16 protein-coding genes, 1 tRNA gene, 2 rRNA genes, 1 other RNA gene and 1 other annotated feature are annotated in these 15,931 nt (G+C 37.8%); of the genes, 5 read left to right on the top strand and 15 right to left on the bottom strand.

Features of this window, described 5'->3' with window-relative positions:
- From AC1DEF_RS28480 to tadA, 8 genes are all read right to left on the bottom strand, one after another.
- Nucleotides 1–130 (bottom strand): 16S ribosomal RNA (locus AC1DEF_RS28480); the annotation flags it as partial.
- A 288-nt stretch (nucleotides 131–418) separates the two neighbouring features.
- Nucleotides 419–688 (bottom strand): pro-sigmaK processing inhibitor BofA family protein, encoded by a 270-nt coding sequence (locus tag AC1DEF_RS28475; RefSeq protein WP_013081328.1) that lies wholly within the window; start codon nucleotides 686–688, stop codon nucleotides 419–421.
- 116 nt (nucleotides 689–804) lie between these two features.
- On the bottom strand, nucleotides 805–1,029 hold the full coding sequence (locus AC1DEF_RS28470) for a YaaL family protein (protein WP_013054840.1): 225 nt from the start codon (nucleotides 1,027–1,029) through the stop codon (nucleotides 805–807).
- Between the two features lie 14 nt (nucleotides 1,030–1,043).
- A complete protein-coding gene (gene recR, locus AC1DEF_RS28465; protein ID WP_013054839.1) occupies nucleotides 1,044–1,640 on the bottom strand; it encodes a recombination mediator RecR in 597 nt (198 codons plus the stop codon).
- Between the two features lie 15 nt (nucleotides 1,641–1,655).
- Nucleotides 1,656–1,976, bottom strand: coding sequence for a YbaB/EbfC family nucleoid-associated protein (locus tag AC1DEF_RS28460; protein ID WP_013081327.1), 321 nt, complete (start codon nucleotides 1,974–1,976; stop codon nucleotides 1,656–1,658).
- A gap of 19 nt (nucleotides 1,977–1,995) precedes the next feature.
- Complete coding sequence (dnaX, locus tag AC1DEF_RS28455; protein WP_097825361.1) at nucleotides 1,996–3,684, bottom strand: DNA polymerase III subunit gamma/tau; 1,689 nt, start codon at nucleotides 3,682–3,684, stop codon at nucleotides 1,996–1,998.
- Nucleotides 3,685–3,814: 130 nt separating this feature from the next.
- Nucleotides 3,815–4,079: signal recognition particle sRNA large type (gene ffs / locus AC1DEF_RS28450), an RNA gene on the bottom strand.
- 102 nt (nucleotides 4,080–4,181) lie between these two features.
- Entirely contained in the window at nucleotides 4,182–4,652 is a 471-nt protein-coding gene (tadA, locus tag AC1DEF_RS28445) for a tRNA adenosine(34) deaminase TadA (RefSeq protein WP_141425896.1), read from the bottom strand.
- A gap of 79 nt (nucleotides 4,653–4,731) precedes the next feature.
- Between tadA and AC1DEF_RS28440 the strand changes: the two genes are divergently transcribed.
- The 4 genes from AC1DEF_RS28440 to AC1DEF_RS28425 all read left to right on the top strand — a co-directional run bounded on the left by AC1DEF_RS28440 (nucleotide 4,732) and on the right by AC1DEF_RS28425 (nucleotide 8,091).
- Complete coding sequence (locus AC1DEF_RS28440; protein ID WP_043977087.1) at nucleotides 4,732–5,274, top strand: cysteine hydrolase family protein; 543 nt, start codon at nucleotides 4,732–4,734, stop codon at nucleotides 5,272–5,274.
- 56 nt (nucleotides 5,275–5,330) lie between these two features.
- On the top strand, nucleotides 5,331–6,632 hold the full coding sequence (locus tag AC1DEF_RS28435) for a glycoside hydrolase family 18 protein (protein WP_097825360.1): 1,302 nt from the start codon (nucleotides 5,331–5,333) through the stop codon (nucleotides 6,630–6,632).
- A gap of 143 nt (nucleotides 6,633–6,775) precedes the next feature.
- On the top strand, nucleotides 6,776–7,411 hold the full coding sequence (locus AC1DEF_RS28430) for a deoxynucleoside kinase (RefSeq protein WP_028410386.1): 636 nt from the start codon (nucleotides 6,776–6,778) through the stop codon (nucleotides 7,409–7,411).
- Nucleotides 7,411–8,091, top strand: coding sequence for a deoxynucleoside kinase (locus AC1DEF_RS28425; protein WP_013054832.1), 681 nt, complete (start codon nucleotides 7,411–7,413; stop codon nucleotides 8,089–8,091). Before AC1DEF_RS28430 ends, AC1DEF_RS28425 begins: the two co-directional genes overlap by 1 nt.
- Nucleotides 8,092–8,211: 120 nt before the next feature.
- On the opposite strand, the gene AC1DEF_RS28420 is transcribed toward AC1DEF_RS28425, so the two are convergent.
- The 6 genes from AC1DEF_RS28420 to guaB form a co-directional block, all read right to left on the bottom strand.
- Nucleotides 8,212–8,304: transfer RNA gene (locus AC1DEF_RS28420), tRNA-Ser, on the bottom strand.
- A 111-nt stretch (nucleotides 8,305–8,415) separates the two neighbouring features.
- On the bottom strand, nucleotides 8,416–9,693 hold the full coding sequence (serS, locus tag AC1DEF_RS28415) for a serine--tRNA ligase (RefSeq protein WP_013054831.1): 1,278 nt from the start codon (nucleotides 9,691–9,693) through the stop codon (nucleotides 8,416–8,418).
- A 52-nt stretch (nucleotides 9,694–9,745) separates the two neighbouring features.
- Nucleotides 9,746–9,958: a binding site (T-box leader), on the bottom strand.
- A 57-nt stretch (nucleotides 9,959–10,015) separates the two neighbouring features.
- Complete coding sequence (gene pdxT / locus AC1DEF_RS28410; RefSeq protein WP_097825359.1) at nucleotides 10,016–10,603, bottom strand: pyridoxal 5'-phosphate synthase glutaminase subunit PdxT; 588 nt, start codon at nucleotides 10,601–10,603, stop codon at nucleotides 10,016–10,018.
- Nucleotides 10,604–10,624: 21 nt separating this feature from the next.
- Nucleotides 10,625–11,512 carry a pyridoxal 5'-phosphate synthase lyase subunit PdxS gene (pdxS, locus tag AC1DEF_RS28405; protein ID WP_013054829.1) on the bottom strand — a complete coding sequence of 296 codons (888 nt, stop codon included), beginning with the start codon at nucleotides 11,510–11,512 and terminating at the stop codon, nucleotides 10,625–10,627.
- A gap of 190 nt (nucleotides 11,513–11,702) precedes the next feature.
- Nucleotides 11,703–13,058, bottom strand: coding sequence for a serine hydrolase (locus tag AC1DEF_RS28400; protein ID WP_028410382.1), 1,356 nt, complete (start codon nucleotides 13,056–13,058; stop codon nucleotides 11,703–11,705).
- Between the two features lie 149 nt (nucleotides 13,059–13,207).
- Entirely contained in the window at nucleotides 13,208–14,674 is a 1,467-nt protein-coding gene (gene guaB / locus AC1DEF_RS28395; RefSeq protein WP_013081319.1) for an IMP dehydrogenase, read from the bottom strand.
- A gap of 116 nt (nucleotides 14,675–14,790) precedes the next feature.
- Here guaB and AC1DEF_RS28390 point away from each other — a divergent pair, with 116 nt between their 5' ends.
- The gene (locus tag AC1DEF_RS28390) at nucleotides 14,791–15,756 is read left to right on the top strand and encodes a YaaC family protein (RefSeq protein WP_097825358.1); all 966 of its coding nucleotides are present in this window, start codon (nucleotides 14,791–14,793) and stop codon (nucleotides 15,754–15,756) included.
- Between the two features lie 26 nt (nucleotides 15,757–15,782).
- Here AC1DEF_RS28390 and rrf read toward each other — a convergent pair.
- Nucleotides 15,783–15,898: ribosomal RNA gene (gene rrf / locus AC1DEF_RS28385) — 5S ribosomal RNA — on the bottom strand.
- Nucleotides 15,899–15,931 lie beyond the last annotated feature (33 nt).

Raw genomic sequence — 15,931 nt, 5'->3', positions numbered from 1 at the left:
GTTGCCCACGTGTTACTCACCCGTCCGCCGCTAACGTCATAGAAGCAAGCTTCTAATCAGTTCGCTCGACTTGCATGTATTAGGCACGCCGCCAGCGTTCATCCTGAGCCAGGATCAAACTCTCCGAAGAAATGTTTGACTTGCTCAATAAAAAAATAAAAATTAACGTTGACGTTTACTATTTCGTTCAGTTTTCAAAGAACTCTTGTCTCAAGGCGACTTTCTTATCTTACCACCTCAAGAATAACTTGTCAACAACTTTTTTCATTAAGTTATTTTCGAGTTATTTTTTGTTGTTGTCTTAGCGACGTATATAAATATAACATCTGTTAACTTGTTGGTCAATAACTTTTTCAAAAAAAATAAAAGTTTTCTCAAAAAGATTCCAGAAAACTTTTATTTTGGATATTCCTCCAAATTATAATATGAAATTATTAATAACAAGTAAGGCAGCTATGCCTGGAATACCTAAAATAGCTGAAACAATGGCTGTGGGGAAATTAATAGGGATATGAATACCAAACTGTACGCCAAAGATGTTAATAAAGAAAAGCAGCAGAACGCCAATAATAAGCTTGATCGATAAATTTCCAATGACTCGAAGCATTTTTTCAACACCACCTGTTACTAAGAGTAGAATGATTAGCCCTATTAAAAAAGACACAACTACAATGGGATGATTTAGCATGTTGCCTCCTTCTTAAAGCAGATAAGTTATCTTATATGTATGTCCAAGCATTCAAAAAAAGCACTACTTCACGGAGGGAAATCCTTATTTTATAAAGACAACAAAACAGGATGCCTCTATGACATCCTGTTAATTGAAATATTTCGATGCTTGGCTTCTTTTAATAGAAAAAGATACTTCATTTTGGCTAATCGAATATCTACCATTACCTCTTCTGAAGGATCTACACTTCTTTCTACCATTGAAGTTTTGTGACTCCATTCCTGCTTTACTTGCATAAAAGTCTTCACAAATTCATCATCGTACTCTTTGCGTAACCAACCTTTTCTTTTAAAAAACATATGCAAGTACCTCGTTATACTTCTCTTCTACCTTCTAGGGCTTTAGATAATGTTACTTCATCTGCGTACTCAAGATCTCCTCCAACGGGTAACCCATGAGCAATTCTAGTAATTTTAATTCCTGTCGGCTTTAAGAGCCTAGAGATATACATAGCCGTAGCTTCGCCCTCTATATTCGGGTTAGTGGCTAAAATCACTTCTTGAATCTCATCATCTTGAAGTCTTTTTAATAACTCTGGTACTTTGATATCTTCAGGCCCTATTCCTTCCATAGGTGAAATTGCGCCATGCAGGACATGATACAAGCCGTTATATTCTTTCATTTTCTCCATTGCAATGACATCCTTAGGGTCTTGCACGACGCATACCACATTTCGCTCTCTGCGCTGATCTTGACAAATGTAACAAGGATCTTGATCTGTGATATGTCCGCAAACTGAACAATAGGTTAAATTTCGCTTCGCATTGACTAATGCTTTTGCAAAATCTAATACTGTATCTTCTTTCATAGATAAAACAAAGAACGCTAAGCGAACAGCTGTTTTTGGACCAATGCCGGGTAACTTCATAAAACTATCTATAAGCTTTGATATTGGTTCTGGATAATGCACGTGGCAACCACCTTATTAAAGTCCTGGAATATTTAAACCTTTTGTAAATTGACCCATTGTGTTATTTGTTAAATCGTCCATTTGTTTTAATGCGTCATTTGTTGCTGCTAGTACTAAATCTTGTAGCATTTCAATATCTTCAGGATCTACTACATCCTCTTTAATATTTACATCAATTACTTGTTTCTGACCGTTAACTACAACTGTTACCATTCCGCCGCCAGCTGTACCTTCAACAGTTTTTTCAGCTAACTCTTCCTGCGCTTTTTGCATATCTTTTTGCATTTTTTGCATTTGTTTCATCATTTTTTGCATATTGCCCATGCCTTTCATCATATGAACATTCCTCCTAAATTTACTCTTGAATTTCGATTAAGTCTTCTCCAAATAGCTTTTTCGCTTCTGCAACCACAGGGTCTTCCTCCTGTGGTTGACCTGATGACCCATCACTTTGCTGTCCTTGAAGAAACTCTTCTCTTACTTTATCCCATTCGCTTTCTGGAATTGCAACCATTTCACGCTTGCTGCCAATTAAAGTATATAAGATATTCTCTAAATTATCACGTACATTGTTGTTATTTTCAGAAGCCATTTTGCAATGAATTTCATATTTGAATTTAAGTATAAATGATTGATCTGAAGACGCAACCGGTTCACTGTTAGATAACAACGCTGCATGTGAAGCTTTATTTTGTTGTTTCAATGTGTCCAACACCTGCGCCCAAGATCGCTTAATCGTTTCTAAATTCTGCCGAGTGGCATTTTTTAAAACTTCATTTACCTTCCCAACAGGCGTTTTGTACTGACTTCTGGACTGTCTTGTCTGTTTTTTCTCTGTTTGCACTGCCTGAGCTGTATGATCAACTTGAATGCCTTTTTCTTTTAACTGCTGCAGTTCTGCTTCCATTTGATTCATTTTTTGCAAAATGTCTTGATATGGAAGAGCACTCTCTTGACTTGTAGAACTTTGAGCTAATTTTACTAAAGCTACTTCAAGTAGCACTCGAGGATGATTGCTCCATTTCATCTCTTGCTGAGTTTGGTTCAATTCAGCAATGACTTTATAAATAAAAGCACTATCCATTTTTGAACTGAGTTCTTTAAACTCTTCGTTAACCGCTGCTTTTTCAAGTAAATATGCATTTTCTTCAGAAGCTTGATAAAGCAGAACATCACGATAATAAAAGATGAGGTCCTCTACAAACCTCGCTGGGTCTTTTCCGTTTTTAATCAAACTTTCAACAGAGTCTAGCGCTTCTACGATGTTTTCGTTAAAGATAGCTTGGACGATCTTCACAATAAAAGACTGTGATACTGCTCCTGTTATGGATAGAACATCCTCTAAGCTCACCTTCTCCGTACTATACGAGATAGCTTGGTCTAAAAGACTAAGTGCATCACGCATGCCGCCTTCTGAAGCTTTCGCAATTTCGTAAAGAGCATCCTCGCTTACTTCTAGCTCTTCAGAACCTAATACTTCCTTCATTCGATATACGATATCTTCTGGCGAAATGCGTTTGAAATCAAAGCGCTGACATCTAGAGATAATCGTTAATGGAATTTTATGCGGTTCTGTTGTAGCTAAAATAAAGATAACATGTGCAGGAGGTTCTTCTAACGTTTTTAACAAAGCGTTAAAAGCTCCAATTGAAAGCATATGAACTTCATCAATAATGTACACTTTGTATCGAACAGCACTAGGTGCATATTTTACTTTATCACGGATATCTCGAATTTCATCGACTCCATTATTAGAAGCTGCATCAATTTCAATTACATCAGAAATGGAACCATCAGTAATTCCCCGACAAGTTGCACATTCATTACAGGGTTCAGCAATGGGTGCTTTTTCACAGTTAACGGCTTTCGCTAAAATTTTAGCAGCTGTTGTCTTTCCTGTCCCCCGAGGCCCAGAAAATAAATACGCATGCGAAAATTTCTCTTGGACAAGGGCATTTTGAAGTGTTTTGATAATATGTTGTTGACCGACTACGTCGTTAAAGCTTTGAGGACGGTATACACGGTACAGAGCCTGATATGCCACTACATCCTCTCCTTTTAATATAATTCATTAGTTATCATTATAGCGTATTATGAGGTTTTTTTTCAAAATAGTGAGAGATAAAATAAAAAGCCTACTCCAACAGAGTAGACTAAACTTATGTATATAACTGCCGTGCACCTTCCGTCGATTAGCCACCCCAGGCGTTACTTAAGCAGTTAGCTCGGTTCAGGCGACCCCATGGCACATGAGAGGTTCTGCTTACTGCTGCTTCCTTCCGGACCTGACAGGGTTCACAGATTCCCATTGCATAGGACCCAAACGTCAACACCACTTACTTAAGGCAGGCCCTAAGATGAGCTAACCTCAAGAAGGAATTCGGCCTCGCTAGAGCGGATTGCGAGTACAGGGCACCGCTACCTCCCCGCTTAGCACGGCAAAGTTGAAACCAATAGTTTGGGCATCAAGTTGATGCATTTACAAGTATACGTCTTTTCATTCAAAAATGCAACCGCTATAGAAAACTTACTTTTTTAGCGCTATTTTCCAGCCTTTTTTCGTTGACGCAACTCACGAAAAAAGGTCGTTAAGAGGCTCCCGCATTCTTCTTCTAGCACACCTCCTACTACTTCTGCTTGATGATTAAACTTTTCAAACTCTAATAAGTTTAACAATGTTCCCGCACAGCCACCTTTAGGATCATAAGCGCCAAACACAACTCTTTTCACTCTTGATAATACAATAGCACCTGCACACATCGGACATGGCTCTAAGGTGACATATAACGTAGCGTCTTCCAATCTCCATGTTCCTAGTTTCTTACACGCTTCATCAATCGCTAAAAGTTCTGCGTGGGCAACTGATCGCTGTTCTGTTTCTCGTAAGTTATAAGCTGAAGCAACCACCTCATCATTTTGAACAATAACTGCTCCAATGGGAACCTCTAATTTATCTTTGGCTTTTAATGCTTCATCAATTGCCAACCTCATATACTTTTCATCATTTAACACTTTTTATCCAACCTTACATATTATATTTTTTCTGAGTCAAACTATTTACTACGTACATCAGGAAAAGGAGAGACCTTGTGTGAAGAACGCTAAAACTGCTTTAATTATTATTGATATGCTAAACGATTTTCAATTTAAAAACGGCAAAATACTTGCTGAAAAATCTTTAACCATTGCTCAAAACATTGCCCAGTTAAAACAGTACGCATCGTCTCAACATATCCCTATTATCTATGTAAATGACCACTATAAGCTATGGCAAGCAAACTTAGAAACCATTTTAACACACTGCACAAATGAGATAAGCTCACCCATTCTACATCACATTTCACCACAAAACGCTGATTACTTTTTAATTAAACCAAAGCATTCTATCTTCTATGGGACAGCTTTGAATATTTTGCTATCACAGCTCGATGTGCATACACTTATTTTAACAGGAATTGCGGGAAATATATGCGTGCTTTTTTCAGCCAACGATGCTTATATGCGTGAGTATAACTTAATTGTGCCTGAAGATTGTATTGCTTCAAACGCAGATGAAGACAATACCTTTGCTTTGAGGATGATGCATAACGTATTAAATGCTCGTATTTGCAAACATACCGAGTTGATGAATTAAGTAAAAAGCCTTCTCATATGATGGAAGTAAGTCATATGAAATGGAGGCTTTTTATTATGCAAATTTACACTGTTAAAGCAGGTGACAGTATATATAGTATTGCAAAACAGTTCCGCATTGACGCAGGGAAAATTATAAGAGCAAATGAATTACCTAATCCAAATCAACTCGTCATCGGGCAATCTATGGTTATTCCAATCAATGGTACTTACTACACAGTAAAAGCTGGGGACACTATATGGAAGGTAGGAAGAAAATTAGGCGTTAGCTATCAGGCTATTGCAAATGCGAACAATGTTTCAGTTACAGCACCCTTAACCCCTGGCCGCCGCATCTTAATTCCCCCTTCCCCCAACAAAAGAAACGGTGAGTTTTTAGGGTATGTTGAAACAAGCAATCGAAAAATCACTCCTCAAACAGAGAAAATGATTAATCAAAATGCAAAATACCTTACTTATCTCGGGCCAGCGAACTTCGAAGTGCAAAAAGACGGTTCTCTAAAGGCACCTCCACTTAACAATTTAGGTTCTATTGCTAAAGAAAATGACGTCATTTTCTTAATGGTATTGGCTAATATTGAAAACGGCGCATTCAGTGACGAAGTCGGCCGAGCAATTTTAAATAATAAAGACGTTCAAGATACGCTTTTAAATAATATTGTAAAAACAGCGAAAGAACAAAATTTCAGAGACATTCACTTTGACTTCGAATTTTTGCGTCCAGCAGATAAAGAAGCCTATATTGCATTTTTACAGAAAGCAAAAAAGCGTCTTCAAGATGAGCAACTTCTTATGTCTGTCGCTTTAGCTCCGAAGACAAGTCGAGATCAAAAAGGCAAATGGTATGAAGCACATGATTATAAAGCCATTGGAGAGATTGCTAACTTCGTTGTTCCGATGACATACGAATGGGGATATAGCGGTGGGCCTCCTATGGCCGTCTCTCCTATTGGTCCCGTACGTGATGTTTTAGAATATGCAATATCTGAAATACCTAGTTCAAAAATTATCATGGGCCAAAACCTATACGGTTACGATTGGACACTTCCTTACAAACCAGGAGGAGAATATGCCAAAGCCATTAGTCCTCAACGAGCTATTGAGTTGGCAGCTCGCTATAAAGTAGCTATTCAATACGACAATAAAGCACAAGCTCCTTTCTTCCGGTATAAAGATGAGCAGCAGCGCACCCACGAAGTATGGTTTGAAGACGCTAGGTCTATTCAGGCCAAGTTTGATTTAATCAAAGAATTAAAACTTAGAGGAATGGCCTACTGGAAACTAGGCTTAGATTTCCCGCAAAACTGGCTCTTGATTGAAGACAACTTCAAGATTACAAAAAGAGTGACACAGCCATAAATAGGGAAAGCTTACTGTTAACAGTAGGCTTTTTGTTATTCTTCTTACTGAAAGAAATTTCTTTTCCCCTTATTCTCCTTCTCTATGTTAAAATATTTTTTGTCTGTTTTTTTTGAACGAGTGGTCATGAAGGAGGCAAATGAATGCAAGGCACACCTTTTATTTCAGTAGAAGGACCCATCGGTGTCGGAAAAACCTCTCTAGCTAAAGAGATTGCACAAGCATTTCAATTCGAAATTTTAAAAGAAATCGTAGATGAAAATCCATTTCTCGGGAAATTTTATGAAAATATCAACGAGTGGAGTTTTCAAACCGAAATGTTTTTTCTATGTAATCGATATAAGCAGTTGGAGGATATTCAAAAAGGGTTCTTATCTTATAAAAAACCTGTTGTAGCAGATTATCATATTATGAAAAACATGATTTTTGCTGAGCAAACGTTAAAAGATGAACAGTATAAAAAATATGTACAAATCTTCCACATCTTAACGGCTGATATGCCAGCTCCGAACATTATTATTTATTTAAATGCCAGCTTAGATACCTTGTTAAAGCGTATTAAAATGCGCGGAAGAGAAATTGAACGAAACATCGATCCTCACTACCTTGCGAGGCTAAGTGATGATTATGAAAAAGCTATGACGGCGTTTGAACAAAATAACCCTGATGTAACCATTTTACGTTATGACGGTGATGAAATAGATTTTGTACAAAATAAACAACACTTAAATAGAATCCTATCAGAGGTTCAAGAGAGTATGTTAAAAAGGAGTATGTAATGGTAAACTTACGATCGAAATACAACATTCCTAATGATGCTGTGTTGACGATAGCGGGTACAGTTGGAGTTGGGAAATCTACAATGACTCAATCATTGGCTGATGCTCTCCAATTTCGCACATCGTTTGAAAAAGTAGATTCCAACCCTTACCTGGACAAATTTTATGGAGATTTTGAACGTTGGAGCTTCCACCTACAGGTATATTTTCTAGCAGAACGCTTTAAAGAACAAAAGAAAATTTTCGAGTATGGCGGCGGCTTCATCCAAGACAGATCCATTTACGAAGATACCGGTATCTTTGCTAAGATGCATTTTGAAAAAGGAACGATGTCTAAAGTAGACTATGAAACATATACAAGCTTGTTCGATGCGATGGTTATGACTCCATATTTTCCTCATCCGGATCTGCTCATTTATTTGGAAGGCAGCTTCGAAGATATTGTAGATCGCATTCAAGAAAGAGGGCGACCAATGGAACAGCAAACGCCTCTTGATTATTGGAAAGAGATGCACGCCCGATACGAAGACTGGATTAATAACTTTACGGCTTGCCCTATTCTTCGTTTAGATATTAGAGAATACGACCTTATCAAGGATCCTGATTCAATTGAATCAATTGTTGAAAAAGTGGCTCGCTTTTTACAACATAATGAAAAGCTAAAACGTCGTCATCTATAAAAAAATGCCGCTTTAATAAATAAAGCGGCATTTTTAACAAATAAAAAACCGTTACTTATAAGTAACGGTTTTCCAATCTCCAATTTATCGCGCTATGTTAATTGCATTATAAGTCAAATATGGCGGAGGAAGAGGGATTCGAACCCCCGCGGGCTTTAACACCCCTGTCGGTTTTCAAGACCGATCCCTTCAGCCGGACTTGGGTATTCCTCCGTATCGACAAGTATTAATTTATCATATACAAATAATAAAGTCAACTCTTTTATTGATGTTTTTAAAAAAGATGTTCATTAAGAATTAATTCTTAATGAACACCTTCTACTTTTATTTAGAGATAAATTCTTTATTTCCCATATATGGACGCAGCACTTCTGGAATTTGAATTGATCCATCTTCCTGCTGGTAGTTTTCTAAAATTGCAGCTACCGTACGACCAATTGCTAAGCCAGAACCGTTTAGTGTATGAACATGTTCTGGTTTTGCTTTTGTATCACGGCGGAAGCGAATATTAGCACGGCGAGCTTGGAAGCTTTCAAAGTTTGAACAAGAAGAAATTTCACGATACGTTTCATAACTTGGAATCCAAACTTCAATATCATACTTTTTGGCTGCTGTGAAACCTAAGTCAGCTGTACACATGCTTAGAACTCGGTAAGGTAAACCTAATAGTTGAAGAACCTTTTCAGCATGGCCCGTTAATTTTTCTAATTCATCATAAGAATCTTCTGGCTTAACAAAGCGAACGAGTTCTACTTTATTAAACTGATGCTGACGAATAAGACCACGTGTATCTCTTCCTGCAGAGCCTGCTTCTGAGCGGAAGCAAGCACTATACGCTGTATAAGCAATTGGAAGCTGATCTCCGCTTAAAATTTCATCACGATGTAAATTTGTAACTGGTACTTCAGCTGTAGGAATTAAGAAATAATCTTCTTCTTTAATCTTGAATGCATCTTCTTCAAATTTAGGAAGCTGCCCTGTTCCTGTCATGCTTGTGCGATTCACCATATATGGAGGAAGGATTTCTTCATAACCATGTTCATCCATATGTAAATCCATCATAAAGTTAATAAGAGCGCGTTCTAATCTTGCACCTAACCCTTTATAAAATACAAAGCGGCTTCCTGTTACTTTCGAAGCTCTTTCAAAATCTAAAATATTTAAATCTGTTCCTAAATCCCAATGCGGTTTTGGTTCAAAATCAAATTGTTTAATTTCTCCCCATTTGCGAACTTCTACGTTATCATCTTCAGTTTCACCTACAGGCGTACTTTCATGTGGAACGTTAGGAATTGAAAGCAGCAATAGTTCTAATTCTTCTTCAACGCTGCGAAGCTCTTCATCCAATTGCTTTACGCGGTCTCCTACTTCACGCATTTCAACGATTAAATGATCAGCATCTTGTTTTTCACGCTTCAATTGTGCAATTTGCTGTGATACTTCATTTCGCTTGCTTTTTAACTCTTCTGTTTGAGCAATTAGCTCACGGCGTTTTGCATCTAACTCTTCAAAGCGACCTAAGTCCGTTAAGTCCTCACCACGAAACTTGAGCTTTTCTTTTACTTCATTAAAATTAGCACGTAAAAATTTTAAATCTAACATATTTAGTACCTCCTTTAGTATAAAAGGGCAAAATAAAAACTCTCATCCCCATGAAAGGGACGAGAGTTTACCCGCGTTGCCACCCTAATTGAAAGCTAAAATAAGCCTTCCTCTTAAACCAGATAACGGATGAACCGAAACTGCCTACTACTTTTTCGACAGCTTGCTCCAGGACGGATTCATAAGAATTGATTATCGATTCACACCAGCCATCGACTCTCTTGAAATCAAAAATCTTATTACTATTTCCTATCAACGCTTTATACCAATATCATTTTTATTAATCATAATGTACTACAAGTCTTTACAAGATGCAATTCATTTATACAGGTTTTTTTGAAGCTTCTTCAACCATTGCTACAAAATACTGCGCCATGCGAGCATCATCTGTCAATTCTGGATGAAACGAACATCCCAAGAATTGACCTTGTCTTGCCGCAACAATTCGGTCGTTATGCATTGCTAAGACTTCAACGTTTTCTCCTACTTCTACAATATGCGGAGCACGTATAAATACGCCTATAAAATCTTCACCGATATCTTTAATATTTAGGGCAGCTTCAAAGCTATCCCGTTGACGCCCAAACGAGTTTCGAGCTACCGTAATATCCATAAAACCTAAATGGGGCTCTTCACGGTCAACGACTTGTCCTGCAAGTAAAATTAAACCGGCACACGTACCAAATACCGGTTTACCTGCTTGTGCAAACTGGCGAAGAGGTTCCATAAAGTCATATTTGTCGATCAGACGACGCATCGCTGTGCTTTCGCCGCCCGGTAGAATTAAACCATCTATTTCGTTTAGCTGTTCAACTTTTTTTATGATAATGGCTTCAGCGCCTGCTGCTTCTAATGCTTGTGCATGCTCGCGAAAGGCACCTTGTAATCCTAAAACGCCTACTTTTACCATTTTGTCAAAACTCCCTTTAAATTACCATCCACGCTCTTGCATGCGGTTTTCTGGTAATAATGATGAAATTTCAATCCCTTTCATTGCACTTCCTAACCCTTTTGATAAGTTTGCAATAAGCTCATAGTCTTGATAATGTGTTGTTGCTTCCACGATTGCTCGCGCAAACTTTTCAGGGTTGTCTGATTTGAAGATTCCTGATCCAACGAACACGCCGTCTGCTCCAAGCTGCATCATTAACGCTGCATCTGCTGGTGTTGCTACACCGCCTGCTGCAAAGTTTACAACCGGTAAACGACCTTCACGTTTAATTTGCAGTAATAACTCATAAGGTGCGCCTAATAATTTAGCTTCTGTCATTAACTCATCTTCGTCCATACCCACAACTTTACGTACTTGAGCGTTTACTTGACGCATATGGCGTACTGCTTCCACGATGTTTCCTGTCCCTGGTTCGCCCTTTGTACGAAGCATTGCAGCTCCTTCAGCAATACGACGAGATGCTTCGCCAAGATCACGGCAACCGCACACAAATGGAACCGTAAATGTATTTTTATTTAAATGAAACTCCTCATCAGCTGGAGTCAACACTTCACTTTCATCGATGTAGTCTACACCCATCGCTTCTAGCACGCGTGCTTCAACAATATGGCCAATACGAGCTTTTGCCATAACTGGAATGGACACAGCATTCATCACTTCTTCAACAATTGTTGGGTCTGCCATACGAGACACGCCGCCTGCTGCACGGATATCAGCTGGAACACGCTCTAATGCCATAACGGCAACAGCACCTGCTGCTTCTGCAATTTTTGCTTGCTCTGCATTGATCACGTCCATGATAACGCCGCCTTTTTGCATTTCCGCCATTCCTCGTTTTACACGATCAGTACCTGTAATGTTATTCATGTTTGTCTTCCTCCTGTATCAAGTGTTTCACAATAATTTTTAGTGTATATACAAAATTCAAAACTTAGTGTCTATTTTACCGCATTTTTCGGAAAATTCCTATCTAATTTATAGATTATATACAAACAAATCTAAAAATAAAAAGAAGAGATACTCTCTTGTAGTATCTCTTCTTTCTCTTGAGTTATCATTAAAACCAGTTATTCACTGTATTTGCAGCATTCATCCAAATATCGCTGAAGAAGTTGCCAATACTGCGGATAGCGAGAGAGAACCATCCAGCTTTTTCAACAGATTCGTTTGTCACAACCGGCGTCATGCTATCTGTAGTTTGACCTCCTACATAGCCTAAATCTTTAAGATTGCTGTTTGTTGCACTGACATAAGCAACTGTTTCTCCTTTTTTAATAGGAGCAACAACTTTTTGATCGTTCATAACTTTATCGTTTAACTTAAAGTTGATTTTAGTATGATCTTTTTGACCTTTTTCGGTAATAATCTTTACCGAATTCTTTGGAGAAACGGAAGCTTCTTTTGACTTTCCTTTAGCAACATTAATTGTTTCATGCCCTTTAATCTCGCCGTTAGCAGGCACTACTTCTTTTAACTGAAAATGACTAAAAGCATAATCCAATATCTTTTTTGTTTGGGAAAAACGAGCAGCTTCCGTAGACTTGCCGTTTTCCTTAGCATTCATTACAACTGTTATGTATCTTACCCCGTTACGCTCTGCAGTCCCAGTGAAACATTGACCTGCAAAATCTGTATGGCCAGTTTTTAAACCGTCTACGCCGCTGTAGGCAGCTGAAAAACCTGGGAGCATCTTGTTCCAATTGTTCATTTTTGTTTCCCCTTGTTGCCCTTGTCTAAACATCTTAGAAGGAGTTTTAGCTACTTCCAAAGATTCTGGATAATCATGAATTAAGTGATAAGCAAGGGTAGCAACTGCCCGAGCCGATAGAAGGTTCTCATCTTCTTCCTTCGTTCCTTTTGGATACATTCCTTTTAACAGAGAATTAGAAAGACCTGTGGAATTGACAAATTTTGATTCACCCATATTTAATCTTTTTGCCGTTTCGTTCATTAACTTAATAAAGTTTTCTTCAGAACCACTGACAGCTTCAGCTAAAGCAATTGCAGCTCCATTAGCTGAGTAAATAGCCATGGCATCATATAATTCTTTCACCGTGTATTTTTGGTTTTCAATTAACGGTACATTCGATAATCCATAATCTTGAGAAATTTTAGCTGCATATTTACTAACTGGCACACGTTGATCCCAAGATAATTTCTTATCTTTTATGGATTCTAATACTAGGTATTCTGTCATCATTTTTGTCATGCTTGCAATACCTAATAAAGCATCCGTATTTTTCCCGTATAATACTTTCCCCGTACTTGCCTCTACTAAGATCGCTGCATCTGCTTCAACGCCAATATCATCTGTTTTAGGAGCAGCTGATGCTTGTGTAGAGACAAAAAATACGCTGGCCATTAACATAACAGCAATGACACAAATTAATTGTTTCTGTACTGCGTTTCTCACTCTATACCCTCCAAACGTAAACTCACATAAATGTAATTTTATCATACTAAAATTTAAAAAAATAGATAAAGAAGTACTGTTACATTCATGATCCATGACATAAAAAACACGTTTCCTAATAGGGAAACGTGTTTTTTTAACATTCATGATTATCTCATAGAATAGTTAGGAGATTCTTTTGTGATTTGTACATCATGTGGGTGGCTTTCTCTTAAACCTGCTCCAGTCATACGAATGAATTGTGCCTGTTCACGTAACGCTTCTAAGTTAGCTGAACCACAGTAACCCATTCCTGCGCGTAAACCGCCAATCATTTGATATAAAGTATCTGCTACAGGTCCTTTGTAAGGCAAACGTCCTTCGATACCTTCTGGAACTAATTTTTTATTATCTTCTTGGAAGTATCGATCTTTACTTCCTTTTTCCATAGCTCCTACAGAGCCCATTCCACGGTACACTTTAAAGCGTCTACCTTGGTAGATTTCTGTTTCTCCAGGACTTTCTGTCGTTCCTGCTAGAAGGCTTCCTAGCATTACTGTATGTCCACCAGCTGCAAGTGCTTTTACAATATCTCCAGAGTATTTAATACCGCCATCTGCGATAATAGCTACACCGTGCTTACGAGCTTCAGTTGCACAATCATATACTGCTGTAATTTGTGGAACGCCTACACCAGCTACAACACGAGTTGTACAAATTGAACCAGGTCCAATTCCTACTTTTACTACGTTTGCTCCTGCTTCAATTAATGCTTTTGTACCTTCAGCAGTTGCTACGTTACCAGCAATAATATTTAACTCTGGATATGCCTCGCGAATGCTGCTTACCGTATCTAAAACGCCTTGTGAATGTCCATGCGCTGTATCAATAACGATAACATCAACGCCAGCTTGTACTAATTTTTCGATACGAACGTTTGAATCAGCTGTTACGCCAACAGCTGCTCCAACTAATAATCGACCTTGTTGATCTTTAGCTGCATTTGGAAACTCAATTACTTTTTCAATGTCTTTAATTGTGATAAGGCCTTTTAATACGCCATTGTCATCTACAAGAGGTAACTTTTCAATTTTGTATTGCTGTAGAATTTTCTCTGCTTCTTCTAAAGTCGTTCCTACTGGAGCAGTAACCAATTCTTCTTTTGTCATTACATCAGCAATTTGCATTGAATAATCTTGGATAAAACGCAAGTCGCGGTTTGTAAGGATTCCAACTAGTTTTTGTTCTTCTTCGTTGTTGACAATCGGCACACCTGAGATACGATATTTGCCCATTAAATGTTCAGCGGCAAATACTTGGTTTTCAGGAGTTAAAAAGAAAGGATCCGTGATAACACCACTTTCAGAACGTTTTACTTTATCAACTTGTTCTGCTTGCTGTTCAATCGACATGTTTTTGTGAATGATACCTAAACCACCTTGTCTAGCCATCGCAATAGCCATTTCAGCTTCTGTAACTGTATCCATTCCTGCACTGATGAACGGCACCTTTAATTTTAATGTTTTTGTTAGTTCAACACTCATATCAACGTCTTTAGGCAGTACCTCAGATTTTGCTGGCACCAGTAAAACGTCATCAAATGTTAAGCCTTCTTTAGAAAATTTGCTTTCCCACATTATAGAATCCTCCTTTAAACGACAGAATATTATTAGTAGATTAACAAGCAGATATGTACCTGTCAATAACTTCACTAGATATCAGATAATTCTAATAAAAAGAAAAGGTGATTTAGTTGCATAAATTTAATGATGTTTGGACGTCCTACAATTTATTTTTCTCCGTTCCTTTTGTACAAGACTTTTTAAAAAAGCGCTATCAAAAATTGAATTATAGCGATGCAGAGCAACATAGCTTTAAAAACAGTTACCCATTTATTTATTATTTGGAACACAGTAAAAATTATTATCAAGTTGCGGCACAATCTCCTGTATCAGTTCAACCAGTTTTATTATTTTATGGAATGTCACAGCTGTTAAAAGCCTGTTTGTTAACGCAAAACCCAGTATATCCAGAAAATACAGCGGTGTTAGCACATGGAGTATCAACACGAAAAAGAAAAAAACAAAGTTATGATTTTCTAGATGATGAAGTTAAGATCCAAAAAAGCGGTTTGTTTTCACAAGTAGGAGAAGAATTGTTTCATGTGAAACAACTAGAAGGTAGTAAATACACAATGAATTATCTGTTGTCGTGCGTACCGGAATTAGATACATTATTTTTAAATTTGGGTACTAGGTCATTTTCCCATTTAACAACTATTGGATCGCTTCCAGCTACCTCTTTGTCTATTCCTGAACAAGTCACACGGTGTTATCATATGAATCACGAAAGGCTCTACTCTTTTTTAAAAGAGCGTTCCCGCCTATCATTGTCTCTGTCAGAAGATCAGGTATGTATTCTTGATCCTTCAAGCTGTTTATATAATTGTTCACCTTTTATGTACAATTTCCAAAATAACACGCTGCATGCACCTTTGGAAAAAGATAGCTGCTTATATTTCCCTGAGATGTTGGCACATTATTTATTACTTTATAATTTAAGTATGATTTCACGTTATGAAACAGAGTGGTGGTATGAATTATTGCATACATACTCTTCGAAAGATTACCCATTTATCTTGAGGTTCCTTGAAGTTACGGCTCAAAAGATTCCTTACTTAATTTCTTGTTACTTAAATGAACATACAAAAAAAGACTAGCTAAAATAGCTAGTCCTTTTTCAAGTGCCTGGCAACGTCCTACTCTCACAGGGACAAAGTCCCAACTACCATTGGCGCTAAAGAGCTTAACTTCCGTGTTCGGTATGGGAACGGGTGTGACCTCTTCGCTATCGCCACCAGACATATTATATTATACATGATTTGATAAAGAAAG

It is taken from the genome of Priestia sp. 10L35, from assembly GCF_056395685.1.
Note: the sequence above shows the minus strand (reverse complement) of the source record. Positions and strands in the feature narration are given on the sequence as shown.

Bases quoted from the DNA above. Each gene is read 5' to 3' on its own strand.
- AC1DEF_RS28475 (WP_013081328.1), bottom strand. From the start codon at position 688: ATGCTAAATCATCCCATTGTAGTTGTGTCTTTTTTAATAGGGCTAATC.
- AC1DEF_RS28470 (WP_013054840.1), bottom strand. From the start codon at position 1,029: ATGTTTTTTAAAAGAAAAGGTTGGTTACGCAAAGAGTACGATGATGAA.
- AC1DEF_RS28460 (WP_013081327.1), bottom strand. From the start codon at position 1,976: ATGATGAAAGGCATGGGCAATATGCAAAAAATGATGAAACAAATGCAA.
- AC1DEF_RS28435 (WP_097825360.1), top strand. From the start codon at position 5,331: ATGCAAATTTACACTGTTAAAGCAGGTGACAGTATATATAGTATTGCA.
- AC1DEF_RS28430 (WP_028410386.1), top strand. From the start codon at position 6,776: ATGCAAGGCACACCTTTTATTTCAGTAGAAGGACCCATCGGTGTCGGA.
- AC1DEF_RS28425 (WP_013054832.1), top strand. From the start codon at position 7,411: ATGGTAAACTTACGATCGAAATACAACATTCCTAATGATGCTGTGTTG.
- serS (WP_013054831.1), bottom strand. From the start codon at position 9,693: ATGTTAGATTTAAAATTTTTACGTGCTAATTTTAATGAAGTAAAAGAA.
- pdxT (WP_097825359.1), bottom strand. From the start codon at position 10,603: ATGGTAAAAGTAGGCGTTTTAGGATTACAAGGTGCCTTTCGCGAGCAT.
- pdxS (WP_013054829.1), bottom strand. From the start codon at position 11,512: ATGAATAACATTACAGGTACTGATCGTGTAAAACGAGGAATGGCGGAA.
- guaB (WP_013081319.1), bottom strand. From the start codon at position 14,674: ATGTGGGAAAGCAAATTTTCTAAAGAAGGCTTAACATTTGATGACGTT.